Consider the following 16,409-nt stretch of genomic DNA (forward strand, 5'->3'; position numbering starts at 1 on the left):
CAGTGCATTCTACGAACTTTATGAAAGTGTAGCAAAGACAGGTTTTTCCAATCAGATTCCCGCTTGTAATTTCAGTGATAATCGTTATTATTTAGATCTACTTTCATTTTCCGAGCGATTCTGTATGGATTCCATCAGCCCTGCATCCGCCGCACTGGCCCAGCACGGCCCCCTTGCCCAACTGATCGACATGGGCGGACCGGTGATGATTGTGCTCATCGCCATTGCCGTTATCGGCCTCGTCACCTTCGTTTATCTGATGCTGTTCGGCGCTTTGTACGCACCCCGATACACCCGCAGGCTGAAGCACCTTATCCAGCAGTGGCAGTCCTCCCCGGCAGATACCCGGCCCGAAAAGGTGCGGGAGCAGGCGGGCTTTTTGGGCCGTTGTAATCCTCTGATGCATTTGATGGTGAATACCATGTCGGCCTGCAAAGGCACGGCAAACACCACAGCGGTTCGGGAGACCGCCGTGCGGGACGCCCAACACGCTCTGGAACCCTTTGAAGCGCCGCTCAAGATCATTGAAGTGATCGCAGCCCTGGCGCCACTGCTTGGCCTGCTGGGCACGGTTATGGGCATGATGGAAGCCTTCAGCGCTATGGCGGCAACCGATGGCCGTGCCAATGCCAGCCAGCTCAGTGGCGGTATCTACGAAGCCCTGACCACCACTGCCGCAGGCCTGGTCATTGCGATTCCATTTGCGGCACTGGCGGCCTGGGTGGAGTTTCGCCTGCGACGCATTCACAAGGTTATTAACAGCACCCTGGTAAGCGTGTTTAACGTGCTGCCGGCCACAGAGCCGCAGCCTGTTACCGAGCAACCCGCAGTTGCTGTGGAGCAGGCCGCTCAAGCCAGCCAAAGCTACGACACCGCAGACAACCCGCGTTTTGCCCATGCAGCTGGTTGAGCCCAGACCCAGCAGGCCAATACCGATCCGGATTACACCATTAATTGACGTGGTGTTTATCCTTCTGGTGTTTTTCATGCTCACCACCCGTCTGTTGCCCGTGGATTATCTGGAACTGGGCAACGACACCAGCCAGCGCAGCACCACCGAAGGCGACCCACGCCCGGAACTCCGGGTAGAGGTAGATGGCCGCATCCTTTGGCAGGACACCCGCTACAGCCTGCAGGAGCTGGTACCGGCCCTGACCGCCGCCGGCGTTTCCGAAGCAAACCTCGAGGCGGCTCCAGAGGCCAGCCTGGCCAGCTTTACCCGTACGCTGAGCACGCTGGATAACGCTGGCATTACCCCACACTGGAAACGTAGCGGCACACCCGAATCATGACCGACCTGGTTCCACCCCCCGCCACCTCCGGAAAAGGTCTGCTGGAACGTGTTGAAGATGCGTTGCTGCCGCTGATCAATCTGGTGTTCCTGCTATTGATGTTCTTTATTGTTGCCGGCCAGCTCACTGAAGACCCATTGCCGGAACTGCCTGGCAGTGCGCAGCTAAAAGAAGAGCGCGCTCCAGAGGCAGATCTGATGGTCAAAGCCGATGGCAGCTGGACCGTGGGTGGAGAAACGGTCAGCCGGGACCGACTGCTGGCAAGTTTGCCCGAACCTGAAGAACAGGCGTCTTTACGCATTGCAGCAGACCAGGGCTTGACCATGGCTGATCTGGAGGATCTGCTTGGTCTTCTGGAAACCGGCGGCTACACCGACGTGCTGCTGCTGACGGAGCCCGGGGCATGACAACCGCAGGACGAGGCCCGAAAGCACTGATTCTGACCGCCGCCATTGTGGCGACGCTAGCCACGCTGGCACTGATGGCGCCGGACAACCCCATGGAACTTCCGGTGCTGGGCGACAGCGCTGTCAACACCGCTCCGGCCATCCGGATCAGCCTTGCTGGCCGACAATCGCCAGAACCTCAACAGGAACCCGTGGCGGAACCGGAACCCACCCCGGAACCCGAGCCGACACCGGAACCGGAACCTGAGCCCGAACCTGAGCCCGAACCTGAGCCAGAGCCAGAACCCGAGCCCGAACCGGCTCCGGAGCCAGAGCCCGTTGCCGAGCCAGTCAGCGAGCCCAGCACGCCAGCACCCACGGATACAGCGGCTGTGGAAGAAGCCGGGGAGAAAGCAGATGCCGATAACAGCCAGGATGTGATACCCCTCCAGAACGCCGGGAACTCCAGCGATGTCGACAGCTACCTGAGCAAACTCAGCCGCCACCTGGCCCGCTATTACGAATACCCCCGGCGAGCCCGCCGCCTCGGGCAGGAAGGCACCCCGGTGATCGTCTTCGAATTTGCCCGCGACGGCTCGCTGGTCAGCCATTCGCTGCGGGACAGCTCCGGGCATCAACTGCTTGATGACTCAGCCATGCAGATGCTGGCCCAGGCAGCGCCCCTGCCCAAAGTGCCGGACACCATGCGGGGCCAGACGTTTACCTACGCGCTGCCGGTTCGCTTCAGCCTGCGCTGAACCCGCACCACAGATGCGCAGATCGCACTGAGCCGGTGCAAGCCCGCGAACACCGGCTCAAGATAACAAAACACTCCCCCTCCATTACCTACTGAATTAAAATCGCTTTCCCTGAAAATCTCAGAGCTGGCACGGTGCCTGCTGAGTCCTGGTCAGCAGATCGAATTTAGTCTGCCCAAACAGCAATCTTTCAGACGACGGCGTCTGCTCATGCCTGCCAACCACGGCAGTCCATGGGCATCGCCGTTTTTTTTCGCCCCCAGAAAGACGCGGGCCCGGAAGGAATCAGGGAATAACCTATGTCTTACATCATGCCGTCGGAATTCGTCACCAAAATGGTGGACACCGGTGAATCGAAAATCTACATGGCTACCCGGGATGTACTGATCCGGGCCTTTATGGCCGGTGCCATCCTGTCCCTGGCAGCGGCATTCGCGGTCACCGTTGCCGTTCAGACAGGCAGCCCGCTGATTGGCGCCATGCTGTTCCCGGTGGGCTTCTGCATGCTCTACCTGATGGGTTTTGACCTGCTCACCGGGGTATTCATGCTCACCCCCTGGCACTGCTGGACAAACGCCCGAGGGTGGATACCCGCGGCATTCTTCGCAACTGGGGCTGGGTATTCCTGGGTAACTTTGCCGGCGCTTTAATCGTCGCTGTCATCATGGCCTTTGTCTTGACCTACGGCTTTAATACCGAACCCGGCGTGGTTGGCGACCGCATTGCTGCCATTGGCAAAGAGCGCACGCTAGGCTACGCGGAACATGGGGTAGCCGGCTGGTTTACCATTTTTCTGCGGGGCGTACTCTGTAACTGGATGGTGTCGATGGGCGTGGTCGGGGCGATGATCTCAACCACGGTACAGGGCAAGGTGCTGGCCATGTGGATGCCAATCATGCTGTTCTTCTACATGGGCTTTGAGCATTCCATCGTCAACATGTTCCTGCTCCCCTTTGCCCTTCTGATGGGCGGTGAATTCGGCATCATGGATTACTTCGTCTGGAACGAAATTCCCACCGTGCTGGGTAACCTGGTTGGCGGCCTGTCGTTCACTGGTCTGACTCTCTATGCCACCCATGTGCGCACGGCTCCCAAGCGTACTCTGCCAGAACGCTTTAACACCAATGCGGTATGACCTCACAGCTCACGGTCTCCACCGGCCAGCACACTGACCAGGGGCCCAAGCCGGTCAATCAGGATTTTCATGGACTGATAATCCCGGATAACCATCAGTTGGGCACCAAGGGCATTGCGGTGGCGATTGCCGATGGCATCAGCTCCAGCAACGTCAGCCAGATTGCCAGCGAATCCGCGGTTGCTGGCTTTCTGAGCGACTATTACGCGACGCCGGACAGCTGGTCGGTAAAGCAGTCTGCCCAGCGGGTGCTTCGGGCTACCAACGCCTGGCTGCACGCCCAGACCCGGCAAAGCCGCTACCGTTATGATCGGGACAGGGGCTACGTCTGCACCCTAAGTGTGCTGGTACTGAAATCGGCGACAGCCCATCTGTTCCATGTTGGCGATGCCCGTATTTATCGGTTGCAGGGGGGCTCGCTGGAGCGGCTAACCACCGATCACCGGGTATGGTTGTCACAGGAAGACAGCTGCCTGAACCGGGCGATGGGGCTGAACCAGCAGGTCGACATCGACTACCTGGCGGTGCCGGTATGGCCGGGTGATACTTTTTTGCTGGCGACTGACGGCGCCTATGAACATCTGACCGAGCGTGACATGGCCGGCATTATCCGAGCGGCGGGGGAAGACCTGGACCATGCCGCCCGAGAGCTGGTCCGCCACGCTCTCGCTGCCGGCAGCGACGACAACCTGAGCGTGCAGTTGGTTCGGGTGAACTCGGTTGCTGGTGGAAAAAGCAATGACGAAGTTACCCGGGATGTTCAGCAACTGCCCTTCGCCCGGGAACTGGCGCCAGGACAGGTGCTGGACGGCTACCGAATTGTGCGGCCGATTCACGCCAGTAGCCGCAGCCAGGTTTACCTGGCCGTCGATCAAGCCAGCAATCGGCAAGTCGCCCTGAAAGTTCCGGCTATGGAACTGCGCGAAAACCCGGCGGGGCTGGAGCACTTTGCCACCGAGCAATGGGTAGCCCAGCGCATCGACAGCCCTCACGTGGTGAAAGCGTTTGCGCCGGAACGCCCACGCAGCTGCCTGTACCTGGCCACCGAGTACGTTCAGGGCATCAGCCTGCGGCAATGGCTTCTGGACCACCCGGCGCCGGCACTGGAAACCGTGCGCCAGTTGGTGGAACAGATTGCCCGGGGGCTGCGGGCGTTTCACCGGCTGGAAATGGTGCACCAGGACCTGAAACCGGAGAATATCCTGATCAACGGCGAGGGCACCGTGGTGCTCATCGACTTCGGCGCCACCCGCATCGCCGGCCTGCAGGAACTTCATGGCTACGATGAGCCCACCTGGCCCCGTGGCGCTGCACTGTACAGTGCTCCGGAAGCCTGTCTCGGTGAAACTACCGGCTGGCAGGCGGACCAGTTTTCCCTGGGCGTAATCGCCTATCAGATGCTGACCGGCCAGCTACCCTACGGCACCCGGATACCGGGCATTCGCAATCACCGCCAGTTGCGTCAGCTTAGATACCATCCCGCTCGCCTGCACCGGGAGGACCTGCCAGCCTGGATTGACCACGCACTGGCCCGTGCCCTGCACCCGGAACCCCACAAACGCTACCCGACCCTGTCGGAGTTCCTGTTCGACCTGCGCCAACCCAATCCACAGTGGCAGCAGCATCACCAGAAACCCCTGATGGAGCGCCACCCGGTGGCCTTCTGGCAGGGAATGTCTGCGCTGTTGTTACTCGCCTTGCTGGCATCATTCGCCTGGCGCCCCTGAGCGGGCAACTTCTTGCCCGGCCAGCAAAAGCTCGCCCAAAGGGCAAGCAACGGTTTGCTCACGACAAATTTCAGTGTCGCCAGAAATTACTTAGGCGATTGTATTCAATAGTTTTTTTAGATTTGGCACAGCGCTTGTAACCAGTAAGCGCGTCCAGGGAACAGCCCGGGGACAAACATTCACTTAAACGTCATGGAGCAGACTATGCCAACTCCTTGTTATATCAGCATCGAAGGTAAAACTCAGGGTAACATCACCGCTGGCGCATTCACTTCCGACTCCGTAGGTAACATCTACGTTGAAGGTCACGAAGACGAAGTGCTGGTTCAGGAATTCAGCCACGTTGTCACCGTTCCGACTGACCCACAGTCTGGTCAGCCTTCCGGCCAGCGTGTACACAAGCCGTTCAAGTTCACTTCTGCCCTGAACAAAGCCACCCCGCTGATGTACAACGCCCTGGCTTCCGGCGAAATGCTGCCGAAGGTAGAGCTCAAGTGGTACCGCACTTCCGTAGAAGGTAAGCAGGAGCACTTCTTCTCCACCATCCTGGAAGATGCCACCATCATCGACATCAACTGCAACATGCCCCACTGCCAGGACGCAGCCAACGCTGACTTCACCCAGCTGGTGACTGTTTCCCTGTCTTACCGCAAGGTCACCTGGGAGCATGCCGTTGCCGGTACTTCCGGTGCAGACGACTGGCGTACGCCGATCGAAGCCTGATTTTTTCAGGGTCGATCACCCAAAACGGCTGGCCTTCGGGCCGGCCGTTTTTGTTTTTAACGGCAGATTACCGGAGAATACTGTTTTCACATTACCCCACAGCATGGGCTAAACCGGATCGATGACTTCTGTGACACCCCCGCATTCAGAAACCATTCGAGCAATCGGCACTCTCATGTGCCAAGCCACGCGCCACATCCTGTGGACGCCCGCCGAAGCCCGGGTTCGGGAGCAAAACCGGGGCGCCGGGCTGGCGTTGCGGGTGGGGTCTGGCCAGGCCACCTATCACCGTTATGATCCGGCGCGTAAACAGCATCTGATTAACTACGGGGTCAGGATGATTGCCGCCAAGCATCAGCCGGAAACCGCTCAGGGCTGGTTATCGACGCGGGAGATCCGGGGCCGGGGCTATTTTGGGGGCGAGGTGAGTGTATTGAACCTGCTGTCCCATACCTGCTGCCATGAGTTTGCCCATTTGCTGCAATACAGTGCAGGCCAGCGACACTATGGTTCAGTGCACAACCGGCATTTCTATTCGGCGCTGGACGGGTTGTATAGCAGCGGTGCGGCAATCGCCACCCGGCAGTATCTTGAGGAGACTGCAGGAAAAACCGGAGTGGAGCTTTCCAGCACACCCTTTGAATTCCCCAACCCCGTCCGGGCACTCCAACAGTGGCAAATAGGCGATGCGGTCTGTTTTGGCGAAGGCCGGCACGAGAAACGGGGCCAGGTCGTCCGGGTGAACCGAAAAACCTGCACGGTTGCGGTTACTTTGAATGCCCGCGGTTTGCGGTACCGGGTGCCGGTTTCTTTGCTACGCAGCCCGGACTGATCCGGTTTCAGGCAGGCTCCCGATCCGCCGATTTCGCCAGCAAGCCACGAATTTCAGGTATACAAGAGCCACAATTGCTGCCGCACTGCAGCCGCTGGCCCAAGGCTTCAACGCTGGCGGCCCCATCCTCGATTGCCTGGTTGATCTGGCGCTCGCCTACCTGGAAACAGCTGCAGACCAGCGGTCCGGTCGGTTCTGCATCAATCGAGCCTGCAGCCAACAAGGATCGGCGCTGCTCCGGCGTTAGGTTATCGGAGCCAAAACAATCATCCAACCAGCCGAGGTCCGGCATGGATTGCACACAGGGCTCCACAAGCAATACGCCATCCAACCGGTTGCCAGTGAGCCAGATCGCACGAAAACGACGCCGGGCAACATCTTGCATAACCAGCTCCGGTTCCCTGGCGAACACCTGCTGGGCCCATTCACGCCAGTCCATGGACCGTCGACCGGCCAGCCACCAGGACCGGCTATGAGGCAGCGCCTGGTGGCTCCAGTAGTCCAGTGACATAGCGTCCAATGTGGTGCCCCCGGCCGCGGGCAGCATCAGCCGGGCTTGCCATCGGGTGATGAGTGGCCGAAGGGTGGCTACGCCAAATTTGGCTTCCGGCTGCCCCGAAATCGGGTCGACGATGGGGGCGATCAGGTTGGAGGCCAAGGCTGAGGATGCAAACTGCCGGTTCCAGTGAATTGGAACGAATACCTCTCCGGGTCTCTGTGCGGCGCTGGCCCGGACCCGGCCGGTAAATCCCTTTCGGGTTGGCCCTGTCAGGGTAGCCAGTGCGCCTTCCATTAAGCCAAAGGTGGCGATGTCCTTCGGGTGCACCTCGATAAAAGGCTCACTGCGATGGGCAAACAGTCTGGGCGCCCTTGCCGTGCGCGTCATGGTGTGCCATTGGTCCCGGATACGGCCGGTATTCACGATCAGGGGATACCGGGCATCGGGCTGCTGTCCGGGCGGCAGGTTCGAAACCGGTACCAGGCGGGCGCGGCCATCGGGCGTGGGGAAACGACCATCGGAGAACAGCCGTCGGGTCTGCAGCCAGGAGCCGGGATTGCCCCCGGTAAGCGGCCACTGCACGGGTTGGAGCCGGTCATATTCCGCGGGGCTCAGCTTGGCCAGGGCGGAAATATCAAACACTCGCTCACCGCCGTTACCATAACCGGACAGTGCCGCATGTTCCCTGAAAATCTCCGCAGGTTCCTGGTAATCAAAGGCGTGACCATAACCGAGCGCCTGGGCGACATCCCGGATGATTCGCCAATCCGGCCGGACACCCTCTGGCACGGGCAAAAATCGACGCTGGCGTGAAATGCACCGTTCCGAGTTGGTCACGGTGCCGTCCTTCTCGCCCCACCCGGCGGCAGGCAGCAGGATATCGGCATACGCCGTGGTATCGGTCTGGGCCACGCAATCTGAGACTATAAGGGTCTCGCATCGCGCCAGGGCCTCCCGGACCCGGGCGCTGTCGGGCAGGCTGACGGCAGGATTGGTGCCCATCACCCAGAGCACCCGGATGTCGCCCCGATGAACGGCTTCAAACAGATCCACCGCCTTATAGCCCGGTCCCGCTGCCAATTTCTCACTGTGCCAGAAGTCGGCAACCCGTTGGACCGCGCCGGGCGTGTCGTAGTCCATGTGGGCCGCCAGGGTATTGGCCAGACCGCCCACTTCCCGCCCACCCATGGCATTAGGTTGACCGGTGAGTGAAAACGGACCGGCGCCGGGCCGGCCAACACGCCCCGTGGCCAGGTGGCAGTTGATAATGGCGTTGGCCTTGTCGGTGCCAGCCACCGACTGATTGATACCCTGGGAAAAGGCGGTGACTGTCCGATCGGTTTCGGCGAACCACCGATAGAAGCGTTCCACGTCCACAGCCCGAAGGTCACAGCCACGGGCGACCGCCAGTATCGAAGGAGCGCAGGCGCGGGCCACGCTCAGGGTTTCCTCGAAACCGTTGCAATGCTGTTCCATGTACTGTGTGGCCAGGGCTCCGTGGTCATTCAGCCAAACCAGTAAGCCATTGAACAGCAGGGTGTCGGTTCCCGGCCGCAGTTGCAGGTGCAGGTCAGCCATCTCTGTGGTTGCGGTTTGCCTTGGGTCAATGGCCACCACTTTGCGCCCGGACCGGTGGGACGCTTTTATCCGCTGATAAAGCACCGGATGCGTCCAGGCGGCATTACTGCCCGCCAGCACCAGTAAGTCCGCCAGTTCGAGGTCCTCATAACAGCCGGGCACGCAGTCCTCACCAAACGCCCTCTTGTGGGCTGCCACCGCGGACGACATGCACAACCGGGAATTGGTATCCACGTGCGGGGTGCCAATAAAGCCCTTGGCCAGCTTGTTGGCGATGTAATAGTCCTCGGTGAGCAGTTGGCCAGACAGGTAAAAAGCCACAGACTCCGGGCCATGATCTCTGACCGAAACACGGATGGCCTCCGCTACCCGGTCAATAGCTTCCGACCACTCAACGTTATGCCCTGCCACACGAGGGGCCAGCAACCGGTCGTGTCCGGTCACGGTCTCATGCAACGCAGAACCCTTGACGCAAAGGCGACCATTATTGGCCGGGTGCCCTACATCGCCCTGAGCGGCGTCAGGTTTCGCCAGAATGCCACAGCCCACACCGCAATAAGGGCAAGTGGTAGCGGTACTTTCAGGAGTGGTTCGGCGGTTTTTCATGATCAATCCTCTGCTTTACCCATAAAAAAGCCCGCCATCCGGGGTCTGTTTCCAGAGCCGGGGCGGGCTTCTTTGCCAAAATTGTCTGTTTTATGGAAAGCAATAACGGGGCCAGAGATTGCCAAACCAGCATTTACCAGGCCGGCCATGTGGCAACACCCGGGCTATGGCCTTGTTCAGCAGGTCATCAGCTCAGGCAAGGCCGGGATATCCCCTGACTTGAGGTTTCACATTGGTGCGAAATCGCTCAGGTTGCACCAAAAACAGACCGGGCTTTACTGTCGTTTCCCTCGCCAAACACGGAGATGGACATCAAACCTTTGAAAACTATGAATATTAAAAAATGGCACGGCTTATGCTGAGGTAACAGCGAACCATCAAGACATCACATCTCTCATTCTAAGGCATTGGCGCCTGCTCTCCGGAAACGGAGGGTGGGCGTTTTTTTTGCGCGCCAGAAAAGAGAGACACAGAGAGGTAACAGCATGAACACACGCCGTCATCAACTCAGAGGCTTGCTCACAGCCGCGCTGATCGGGCTGAGCACACTGGCCCAGGCGAGCATCGGGCCAGCCGAGAAACCAGACCTGAAGCTGGGCTTCATCAAACTCACCGATATGGCGCCCCTGGCGGTTGCCTGGGAGCAAGGCTACTTCCTGGACGAAGGCCTGTTCGTGGAACTGGAGGCGCAGGCCAACTGGAAAGTGCTGCTGGACCGGGTGATCACCGGCGAGCTGGACGGTGCCCACATGCTGGCCGGCCAGCCTCTGGGCGCATCCATTGGCTATGGCACTCAGGCCAACATCATTACCGCCTTCAGCATGGACCTCAACGGCAACGCGATTACCGTGTCCAACGCGGTGTGGGACACCATGAAGCCCCACCTGGAAATGGATGGCGACAAACCCGCCCACCCGATCTCCGCGAGCGCACTGAAACCGGCGGTGGAGCAATCCCTGAGCAAAGGCGAGCGGTTCCGGATGGGCATGGTGTTCCCGGTGTCCACCCATAACTACGAACTCCGCTACTGGCTGGCGGCCGGTGGCCTGAATCCCGGCTTCTACGCCCCACAACGGGGTGATACCAGTGGCACCTTGCAGGCCGATGTTCATCTGTCCGTTACCCCGCCGCCGCAAATGCCGGCGACCATGGAAGCCGGCACCATTCAGGGCTACTGCGTGGGCGAACCCTGGAACCAGCAGGCGGTATTCAAGGGCATCGGGGTGCCGGTCATCACTGATTATGAGATCTGGCCAAACAACCCTGAGAAAGTCTTTGGTGTGACCGAGACCTGGGCAGAGAAGCATCCCAATACCCACCTTCGGTTGTTACGGGCACTGATCCGCGCGGCTTACTGGCTGGATGAAAACGACAACGCAAATCGCCAGGAAGCGGTAGAGCTGCTTTCACGCTCCAGCTACGTGGGCGCAGACAAAGACGTGATCGCCAACTCTATGACCGGCACGTTCGAATACGAGAAAGGGGATGTGCGGGAGGTTCCGGACTTCAACGTGTTCTTCCGCTATCACGCCACCTACCCCTATCCCTCGGATGCCATTTGGTACCTGACCCAGATGCGCCGGTGGGGCCAGATTCCGGACGCCAAGCCGGATGACTGGTACATGCAGACCGCAGCCAGGGTATACCGGGGTGATCTGTATGCTCAGGCCGCACAGTCACTGATCGATGATGGCGTGATGAATGCCAGTGACTTCCCGGACTTTGACGCCGAGAACTTTGAACGCCCCTACCAGGGCGAGCTGATTGACGGTGTGCCTTTCACACCTCGCGAGCCGAACGCTTACATAGACCGCTTTGATATCGGGCTGAAAGGCACCGAGACACCGTAAGGGGGCACAACATGAGCACATTAAGCATAAGGATTGGTCAGTCGATGGCGACCAGGAGCCGCAACCTGCTCGCCCGGCTGAGCCCGAATGAATTGTTGGCGGCCGGCAAACAGAGTTTGCTGCCCTTGATCGGAATTCTGGTGTTTCTGGGATTCTGGCATCTGGCAGCTCCCCAGGTGCAGACGTCCCTTGGCGCCTTTCCGGGGCCGGCTCAGGTCTGGGAGCAGGCGGGGCAACTCTGGCAAGAGCACGCCAACCAGCGGGAACGCGCCAGCCAGTTCATCGCCATGCAGGAGCAGCGTAATGCCAGGATTCTGGCTGACAACCCGGAGGCGGAGGTGCGGATCCGGTCTTATCCCGGCGCACCCACTTTTATCGACCAGATCGGTACCAGCCTGGTCACGGTGTTGTCTGGATTTGCCCTGGCCACGCTGATTGCGGTGCCCCTGGGAATTGTGTTCGGTCTTAACCGGTATTTTCAGGCGGCGGTCAATCCGCTGATCCAGATCTTCAAGCCGGTGTCGCCCCTAGCCTGGCTGCCACTGGTGACCATGGTGGTGTCAGCCACGTACGTCAGCGATGAACCGATGTTCCAGAAGTCGTTTCTGACGTCGATGATCACGGTCACCCTATGCAGTTTGTGGCCGACGCTTCTCAATACCAGCGTTGGGGTGGCGGCGGTGAATCCGGACCTGCTGAATGTGTCGAAGGTGCTGAAGCTGTCGTTCTGGACCCACGTTCGCAAGGTGGTGCTGCCGTCGTCGGTACCGATGATTTTTACCGGGTTGAGGGTGTCTTTGGGTATTGCCTGGATGGTGCTGATTGCGGCGGAGATGCTGGCGCAGAGTCCCGGGCTTGGGAAGTTTGTGTGGGATGAGTTTCAGAATGGCAGCAGTCAGTCGTTGAGCCGGATCATGGTGGCGGTGCTGGCCATCGGGTTTATCGGGTTTTTGCTGGATCGGGTGATGCTGTTGATTCAGAAGAAGGTGGCCTGGAATGAGTAGCCAACACTCACCCATTGCCGCGTTTAACCCTGAAATCTCTGACGGCGGAGCATGCCGCACCGGGTGGGTAGTGCCTCCCGGGACACACGGTGAATACGTCCCTGTACGCTCCGCAAAAACATCCATGTTTTTGAGGGTCCCGGGAGGCACTACCCACCCGGCGCTCGTCTGACCTGTTTAGGGGATTCTGTTATGGCTAAATCACATTTAGAGTTAACTGGCGTTGAAATGGCGTTTGATACGCCGAAAGGGCCGTTCGTTGCCCTGGACAATGTGAACCTGAAGATCCAGAAAGGGGAGTTCGTTTCACTGATCGGCCACTCCGGCTGTGGTAAATCGACCGTGCTTAATATCGTCGCCGGCTTGCTGCAGGCCTCCAAGGGTGGCTGTGTGCTGGACGGGCATGAGGTGAATTCACCAGGGCCGGAGCGGGCGGTGGTGTTTCAGAATCATGCGCTGATGCCCTGGTTAACGGTGTATGAGAATGTCGAGCTGGCTGTTCGGCAGGTGTTTCGTAAGTCGATGAACCGTAAGGAGCGCCGGGACTGGATTACCCACAACCTGGAGCTGGTGAATATGGCCCACGCCGCCAATAAGCGGCCGGGGGAGATTTCCGGGGGTATGGCACAGCGGGTGGGGATTGCCCGGGCGTTGGCGATGAAACCGAGCGTGCTGCTGATGGATGAGCCGTTCGGGGCCCTGGATGCGCTGACTCGGGCACATCTGCAGGATTCGCTGATGGAGATTCAGCAGGAGCTGAACAATACGGTGATCATGATCACCCACGATGTGGACGAGGCGGTGCTGTTGTCGGACCGCATCATCATGATGACCAACGGGCCGGCGGCGACGGTGGGGGAGGATCTGCACATTGATTTGCCTCGGCCGCGTAATCGGGTGACGTTGGCGGATGATGCCAAGTACGTGCATTACCGGCAGGAGGTGCTGTCGTTCCTGTATGAGAAGCAGCGCAAGCTGGAAACGCTGAATAGTCGGCGAGGCGCCAGTTCAGCGAAGCGGGAATCGGAGGGTGAGAAGCAGACTGCAACAGCCTGAGTCGGTACCGGGGCGGTGGTAGAACGACCGCCCCGGTGCACCTTGGCGTTCAGCCCAGCACGCCGGCCATGGAGACCAAGGCTCTAGCCACGTCAGGCAGGCGTTTGCCCTGATCCATCGCCAGCTTTCGCAGCAATCTATGGGCTTCGTCGTTGCTGATGTCACGATGCTCCATCAAGAGCAACACCGCCTTTTCCTGGGTGCGCCGGTCCTCCAGAGCTTCTTTTGCACTTTGCAGCTCTTCAGACATCTGTCGCAGGCGGCGGGTTTGCTCCTGAACCAGATCAAAGATGGACCGGCCAGACTGCTGCCCGACACCGTCACCGGCCCAGGCATCTGCCGTACTCGCATCTACACCATTATCGCAGACCACCAGCACCGGCATTGTCGAGGTGTTCCGCTGTTCCAGCGAGGCTAACAGGCTTTCCTGATGAGCCAGGGAGTGGCGCGCCTCGGTGTATCGTTCCACGCAACGGTGGTGGAAGGCGTTCTCTACAGAGTCCTCGATTTTCTTGAGGTCATCCATGCGGTCGGTCATCAGGTTAAACCAACGGTCGGCCATTTCCCTGTCCAGGGACTTATAGGGTCCCACCGACACCGCCTTCTGGCGCATCCGTTCTATTTCCAGTTCCCGCGGGTGAGACCGCAGGGTTTGCCAGAGGGCCAGGCTATCGTCGTTGGCAAAGGCGACAAACACCTCGAAACAACGTTCCTGCGCTTCAACCAGGTGCATCATGCGCCGTGACAGTGCGTTTTCGAATTGGCCGCTGGAGAATCCCGCGGAGCCTGCCGCCCGCTCCTGGCCACAGTATTCCTTGCCATTCATCACATGCACCATGGCCACCAACAGGCCGGCGATGGAGGGTTCAGCGACGGTTTCGGCGGCTTCAAAAACCACCGTAATCAGCTGATGGATGGCGTCGCAGAACCAGTCCGTGGCATCCGCCACGCTGGCTTCCTGCCCGACCACTTTCTGCCTGAACTCGGCCAGCTGATCGAGGCTATGAAGGGCGCTGGCAATATGCCCCAACAGCGGGCTGCTGACCGGATGGGTCGTCAGGTCTTCCTGTATGTCAGTCAGCGCCTTACGGAAGATTGCGGTCAGTTGGTCGTTCTCTTTCAGGATGACCGAACGCTCCCGGGCGAAACGCTGGCAACCGGACCCCAGATACAGATTGGTAGCCCCCCGCTCCCGTTGCAGTCCGTGCACCAGGTTACCCACGCTCTGCACCAGCCGCCCCATCTGCAGAAAGTACTCCAGATTGCGGATTTCGCACTGCCGGGAGGCCATCAGAAAGTCTGCGGCTGTCGCGGTCGCGGTCGTGTTGGGCTGGCGTTTGCTGTTCATGGTGCAACTCCTGGTATCGGTACACAGCAGTTCCTGTCTGCCAGGACTGCAGCAATTAACAGGCCAGAACCACCGGCATCATCTTCGTGCGCTTCGCCCCATCCCGGGGCATCTTTTTTGGCCGGCACAGGTGAAATCCAGCAGCGATATCATCTAAGCAACTGAATTAAATGGAGTTAAAAAGTTGGCATGGAGATCGCTAAGTACTAACCAAGGACGACTGTCCCGGCCATGGAATCAGGCCGGACCATCAGATCATTGTTGTTGGCATTGGTGCCGGACCATCTGTTCTCTTCGGAGAGCATGATGCTCCGGCTTTTTTCGTTTGGTTTTCGGCTATTCGTTGAGTAAGGGAGCGCACCTATGGAACACACACAGACCCCTGCGCTGGTGATCTGCGGCCACGGCATGGTTGCGCAGCGATTGCTGGAGCAACTGGTGGCCACAGGGCACCCGTTCAGCCGCATTGTGGTGTTCAACGGCGAGCCCTTCGCTGCTTATAACCGAATCCAGCTGTCGTCCTTGCTGGCGAATCAGGTCCGGGAGTCGGAGCTGGAACTGAACCCCCGGTCCTGGTTCCGCCAGCACAAAATCGAGGTCTATAACCGTGAGCCGGTCACGGCCATCGAGCCGCATCAGCGCCGGGTAACGACCGCAAGCGGGCGCACGCTGGCGTACCACACCCTTGTGTTGGCCACTGGCGCCAGCCCTTCACGTCCTGGCCTGCCCGGCGAGGATCTGGATGGCGTGATGACCTTCCGGGATCTGACTGATACCCGCACCCTGATTCACCGGGCGCAGACACATCGCCGTGCGGTCGTCATCGGCGGCGGTTTTCTTGGCCTGGAAGCGGCCGAGGGGCTCAGGGCCCGGGATATGGACGTCACAATTCTGCATCGCAGTGGGCACCTTCTGAACAGCCAGCTCAATCCAGCCGCCGGAGAATTACTGAAGCACCAGTTACAGCAACGGGGCCTCACCGTTCTGACCGGTACAGAACCTGCGGCGCTGTTGGGCAAACACCAGGTCCAGGCGGTACAACTGAGCGACGGCACCGTGCTGGCTACTGACCTGGTGGTGCTGGCAACCGGTATTCATCCGAACAAAGCACTGGCAGAAGCAGCCGGCCTGGCCTGCGACCGGGGTGTACAAGTGGATTCGCAGATGACCACTTCCAATCCTCATATCCACGCCCTCGGTGAATGCTGCCAGTTTCAGGAACACACGTTTGGCCTGGTGGAGCCCGGCTACGAGCAGGCGGCCGTGTTGGCCCGGCATCTCTGCCAGGTGTCCGGAAGCCCGGGTTTCACACCAGGAGAAATCGCCACCCGCCTGAAAATCAGTGACCTCCCCATTTTTTCCTGCGGGCCGATCACTCCGGGCCCACACACCGAAACCATTGTGTGGCAGGACTACGCCCAAGCGGTCTACGGCCAACTGCTGGTGGAACACAACCGCCTGACCGGCGCCATTCTGCTCGGCGACACCAGCAGTGGCCCCTGGTACAGCGAGTTGATTCGTTCAGGCACGGATATATCCCGCTACCGGGACACCATCGCTTTCGGCAAACCCTATTGCGACGCAGCAGCCTGATTGGCTGCCAAGAGAGAGGACA

Annotated in this window: 14 protein-coding genes and 1 pseudogene; 12 read left to right on the forward strand and 3 right to left on the reverse strand. The window is 59.6% G+C overall.

Annotation, left to right across the window (positions count from 1 at the left end):
• The first annotated feature begins 124 nt into the window (after nt 1-124).
• The 8 genes and pseudogenes from ACTZWX_RS05775 to ACTZWX_RS05810 all read left to right on the forward strand — a co-directional run bounded on the left by ACTZWX_RS05775 (nt 125) and on the right by ACTZWX_RS05810 (nt 6,853).
• The gene (locus tag ACTZWX_RS05775; protein WP_444713123.1) at nt 125-910 is read left to right on the forward strand and encodes a MotA/TolQ/ExbB proton channel family protein; all 786 of its coding nucleotides are present in this window, start codon (nt 125-127) and stop codon (nt 908-910) included.
• A gap of 76 nt (nt 911-986) precedes the next feature.
• The gene (locus tag ACTZWX_RS05780; RefSeq protein ID WP_444713124.1) at nt 987-1,292 is read left to right on the forward strand and encodes a biopolymer transporter ExbD; all 306 of its coding nucleotides are present in this window, start codon (nt 987-989) and stop codon (nt 1,290-1,292) included.
• On the forward strand, nt 1,289-1,699 hold the full coding sequence (locus ACTZWX_RS05785) for an ExbD/TolR family protein (protein ID WP_444713125.1): 411 nt from the start codon (nt 1,289-1,291) through the stop codon (nt 1,697-1,699). Before ACTZWX_RS05780 ends, ACTZWX_RS05785 begins: the two co-directional genes overlap by 4 nt.
• Entirely contained in the window at nt 1,696-2,436 is a 741-nt protein-coding gene (locus tag ACTZWX_RS05790; protein ID WP_444713126.1) for an energy transducer TonB, read from the forward strand. Before ACTZWX_RS05785 ends, ACTZWX_RS05790 begins: the two co-directional genes overlap by 4 nt.
• 299 nt (nt 2,437-2,735) lie before the next feature.
• A pseudogene (locus tag ACTZWX_RS05795) lies at nt 2,736-3,571 on the forward strand (formate/nitrite transporter family protein).
• Nucleotides 3,568-5,298: a protein kinase domain-containing protein gene (locus tag ACTZWX_RS05800; protein ID WP_444713127.1), complete on the forward strand. Its 1,731-nt coding sequence runs from the start codon at nt 3,568-3,570 to the stop codon at nt 5,296-5,298. Before ACTZWX_RS05795 ends, ACTZWX_RS05800 begins: the two are co-directional and overlap by 4 nt.
• A gap of 204 nt (nt 5,299-5,502) precedes the next feature.
• Nucleotides 5,503-6,021, forward strand: coding sequence for an Hcp family type VI secretion system effector (locus ACTZWX_RS05805; protein WP_058092827.1), 519 nt, complete (start codon nt 5,503-5,505; stop codon nt 6,019-6,021).
• A 175-nt stretch (nt 6,022-6,196) separates the two neighbouring features.
• A complete protein-coding gene (locus tag ACTZWX_RS05810) occupies nt 6,197-6,853 on the forward strand; it encodes a hypothetical protein (protein WP_444713128.1) in 657 nt (218 codons plus the stop codon).
• A 7-nt stretch (nt 6,854-6,860) separates the two neighbouring features.
• Here ACTZWX_RS05810 and ACTZWX_RS05815 read toward each other — a convergent pair whose 3' ends face one another.
• Together ACTZWX_RS05815 and ACTZWX_RS05820 are read right to left on the reverse strand one after the other, a co-directional pair.
• Entirely contained in the window at nt 6,861-9,536 is a 2,676-nt protein-coding gene (locus ACTZWX_RS05815; protein ID WP_444713129.1) for a nitrate reductase, read from the reverse strand.
• Nucleotides 9,537-9,538: 2 nt separating this feature from the next.
• The gene (locus tag ACTZWX_RS05820; RefSeq protein ID WP_172972231.1) at nt 9,539-9,685 is read right to left on the reverse strand and encodes a hypothetical protein; all 147 of its coding nucleotides are present in this window, start codon (nt 9,683-9,685) and stop codon (nt 9,539-9,541) included.
• Between the two features lie 336 nt (nt 9,686-10,021).
• Between ACTZWX_RS05820 and ACTZWX_RS05825 the strand changes: the two genes are divergently transcribed.
• From ACTZWX_RS05825 to ACTZWX_RS05835, 3 genes are all read left to right on the forward strand, one after another.
• Nucleotides 10,022-11,386, forward strand: a complete 1,365-nt coding sequence (locus ACTZWX_RS05825) for a CmpA/NrtA family ABC transporter substrate-binding protein (protein ID WP_444713130.1) — start codon at nt 10,022-10,024, stop codon at nt 11,384-11,386.
• Nucleotides 11,387-11,397: 11 nt separating this feature from the next.
• On the forward strand, nt 11,398-12,390 hold the full coding sequence (locus ACTZWX_RS05830; RefSeq protein ID WP_444713131.1) for an ABC transporter permease: 993 nt from the start codon (nt 11,398-11,400) through the stop codon (nt 12,388-12,390).
• A gap of 192 nt (nt 12,391-12,582) precedes the next feature.
• Complete coding sequence (locus tag ACTZWX_RS05835; RefSeq protein ID WP_444713132.1) at nt 12,583-13,446, forward strand: ABC transporter ATP-binding protein; 864 nt, start codon at nt 12,583-12,585, stop codon at nt 13,444-13,446.
• A 49-nt stretch (nt 13,447-13,495) separates the two neighbouring features.
• On the opposite strand, the gene ACTZWX_RS05840 is transcribed toward ACTZWX_RS05835, so the two are convergent.
• Nucleotides 13,496-14,794 carry a nitrate- and nitrite sensing domain-containing protein gene (locus ACTZWX_RS05840; RefSeq protein ID WP_444713133.1) on the reverse strand — a complete coding sequence of 433 codons (1,299 nt, stop codon included), beginning with the start codon at nt 14,792-14,794 and terminating at the stop codon, nt 13,496-13,498.
• Between the two features lie 363 nt (nt 14,795-15,157).
• Between ACTZWX_RS05840 and ACTZWX_RS05845 the strand changes: the two genes are divergently transcribed.
• Nucleotides 15,158-16,387, forward strand: coding sequence for an NAD(P)/FAD-dependent oxidoreductase (locus ACTZWX_RS05845; RefSeq protein WP_444713134.1), 1,230 nt, complete (start codon nt 15,158-15,160; stop codon nt 16,385-16,387).
• The last annotated feature ends 22 nt before the right edge of the window (nt 16,388-16,409 follow it).

Source organism: Marinobacter sp. NSM (assembly GCF_052380025.1).
In the GTDB taxonomy this organism is placed as follows: domain Bacteria; phylum Pseudomonadota; class Gammaproteobacteria; order Pseudomonadales; family Oleiphilaceae; genus Marinobacter.

Coding starts and splice junctions, on each gene's coding strand:
- ACTZWX_RS05775 (WP_444713123.1), top strand. CDS start 125: ATGGATTCCATCAGCCCTGCATCCGCCGCACTGGCCCAGCACGGCCCC.
- ACTZWX_RS05780 (WP_444713124.1), top strand. CDS start 987: ATGCTCACCACCCGTCTGTTGCCCGTGGATTATCTGGAACTGGGCAAC.
- ACTZWX_RS05785 (WP_444713125.1), top strand. CDS start 1,289: ATGACCGACCTGGTTCCACCCCCCGCCACCTCCGGAAAAGGTCTGCTG.
- ACTZWX_RS05790 (WP_444713126.1), top strand. CDS start 1,696: ATGACAACCGCAGGACGAGGCCCGAAAGCACTGATTCTGACCGCCGCC.
- ACTZWX_RS05800 (WP_444713127.1), top strand. CDS start 3,568: ATGACCTCACAGCTCACGGTCTCCACCGGCCAGCACACTGACCAGGGG.
- ACTZWX_RS05805 (WP_058092827.1), top strand. CDS start 5,503: ATGCCAACTCCTTGTTATATCAGCATCGAAGGTAAAACTCAGGGTAAC.
- ACTZWX_RS05810 (WP_444713128.1), top strand. CDS start 6,197: ATGTGCCAAGCCACGCGCCACATCCTGTGGACGCCCGCCGAAGCCCGG.
- ACTZWX_RS05815 (WP_444713129.1), bottom strand. CDS start 9,536: ATGAAAAACCGCCGAACCACTCCTGAAAGTACCGCTACCACTTGCCCT.
- ACTZWX_RS05820 (WP_172972231.1), bottom strand. CDS start 9,685: ATGGCCGGCCTGGTAAATGCTGGTTTGGCAATCTCTGGCCCCGTTATT.
- ACTZWX_RS05825 (WP_444713130.1), top strand. CDS start 10,022: ATGAACACACGCCGTCATCAACTCAGAGGCTTGCTCACAGCCGCGCTG.
- ACTZWX_RS05830 (WP_444713131.1), top strand. CDS start 11,398: ATGAGCACATTAAGCATAAGGATTGGTCAGTCGATGGCGACCAGGAGC.
- ACTZWX_RS05835 (WP_444713132.1), top strand. CDS start 12,583: ATGGCTAAATCACATTTAGAGTTAACTGGCGTTGAAATGGCGTTTGAT.
- ACTZWX_RS05840 (WP_444713133.1), bottom strand. CDS start 14,794: ATGAACAGCAAACGCCAGCCCAACACGACCGCGACCGCGACAGCCGCA.
- ACTZWX_RS05845 (WP_444713134.1), top strand. CDS start 15,158: ATGGAACACACACAGACCCCTGCGCTGGTGATCTGCGGCCACGGCATG.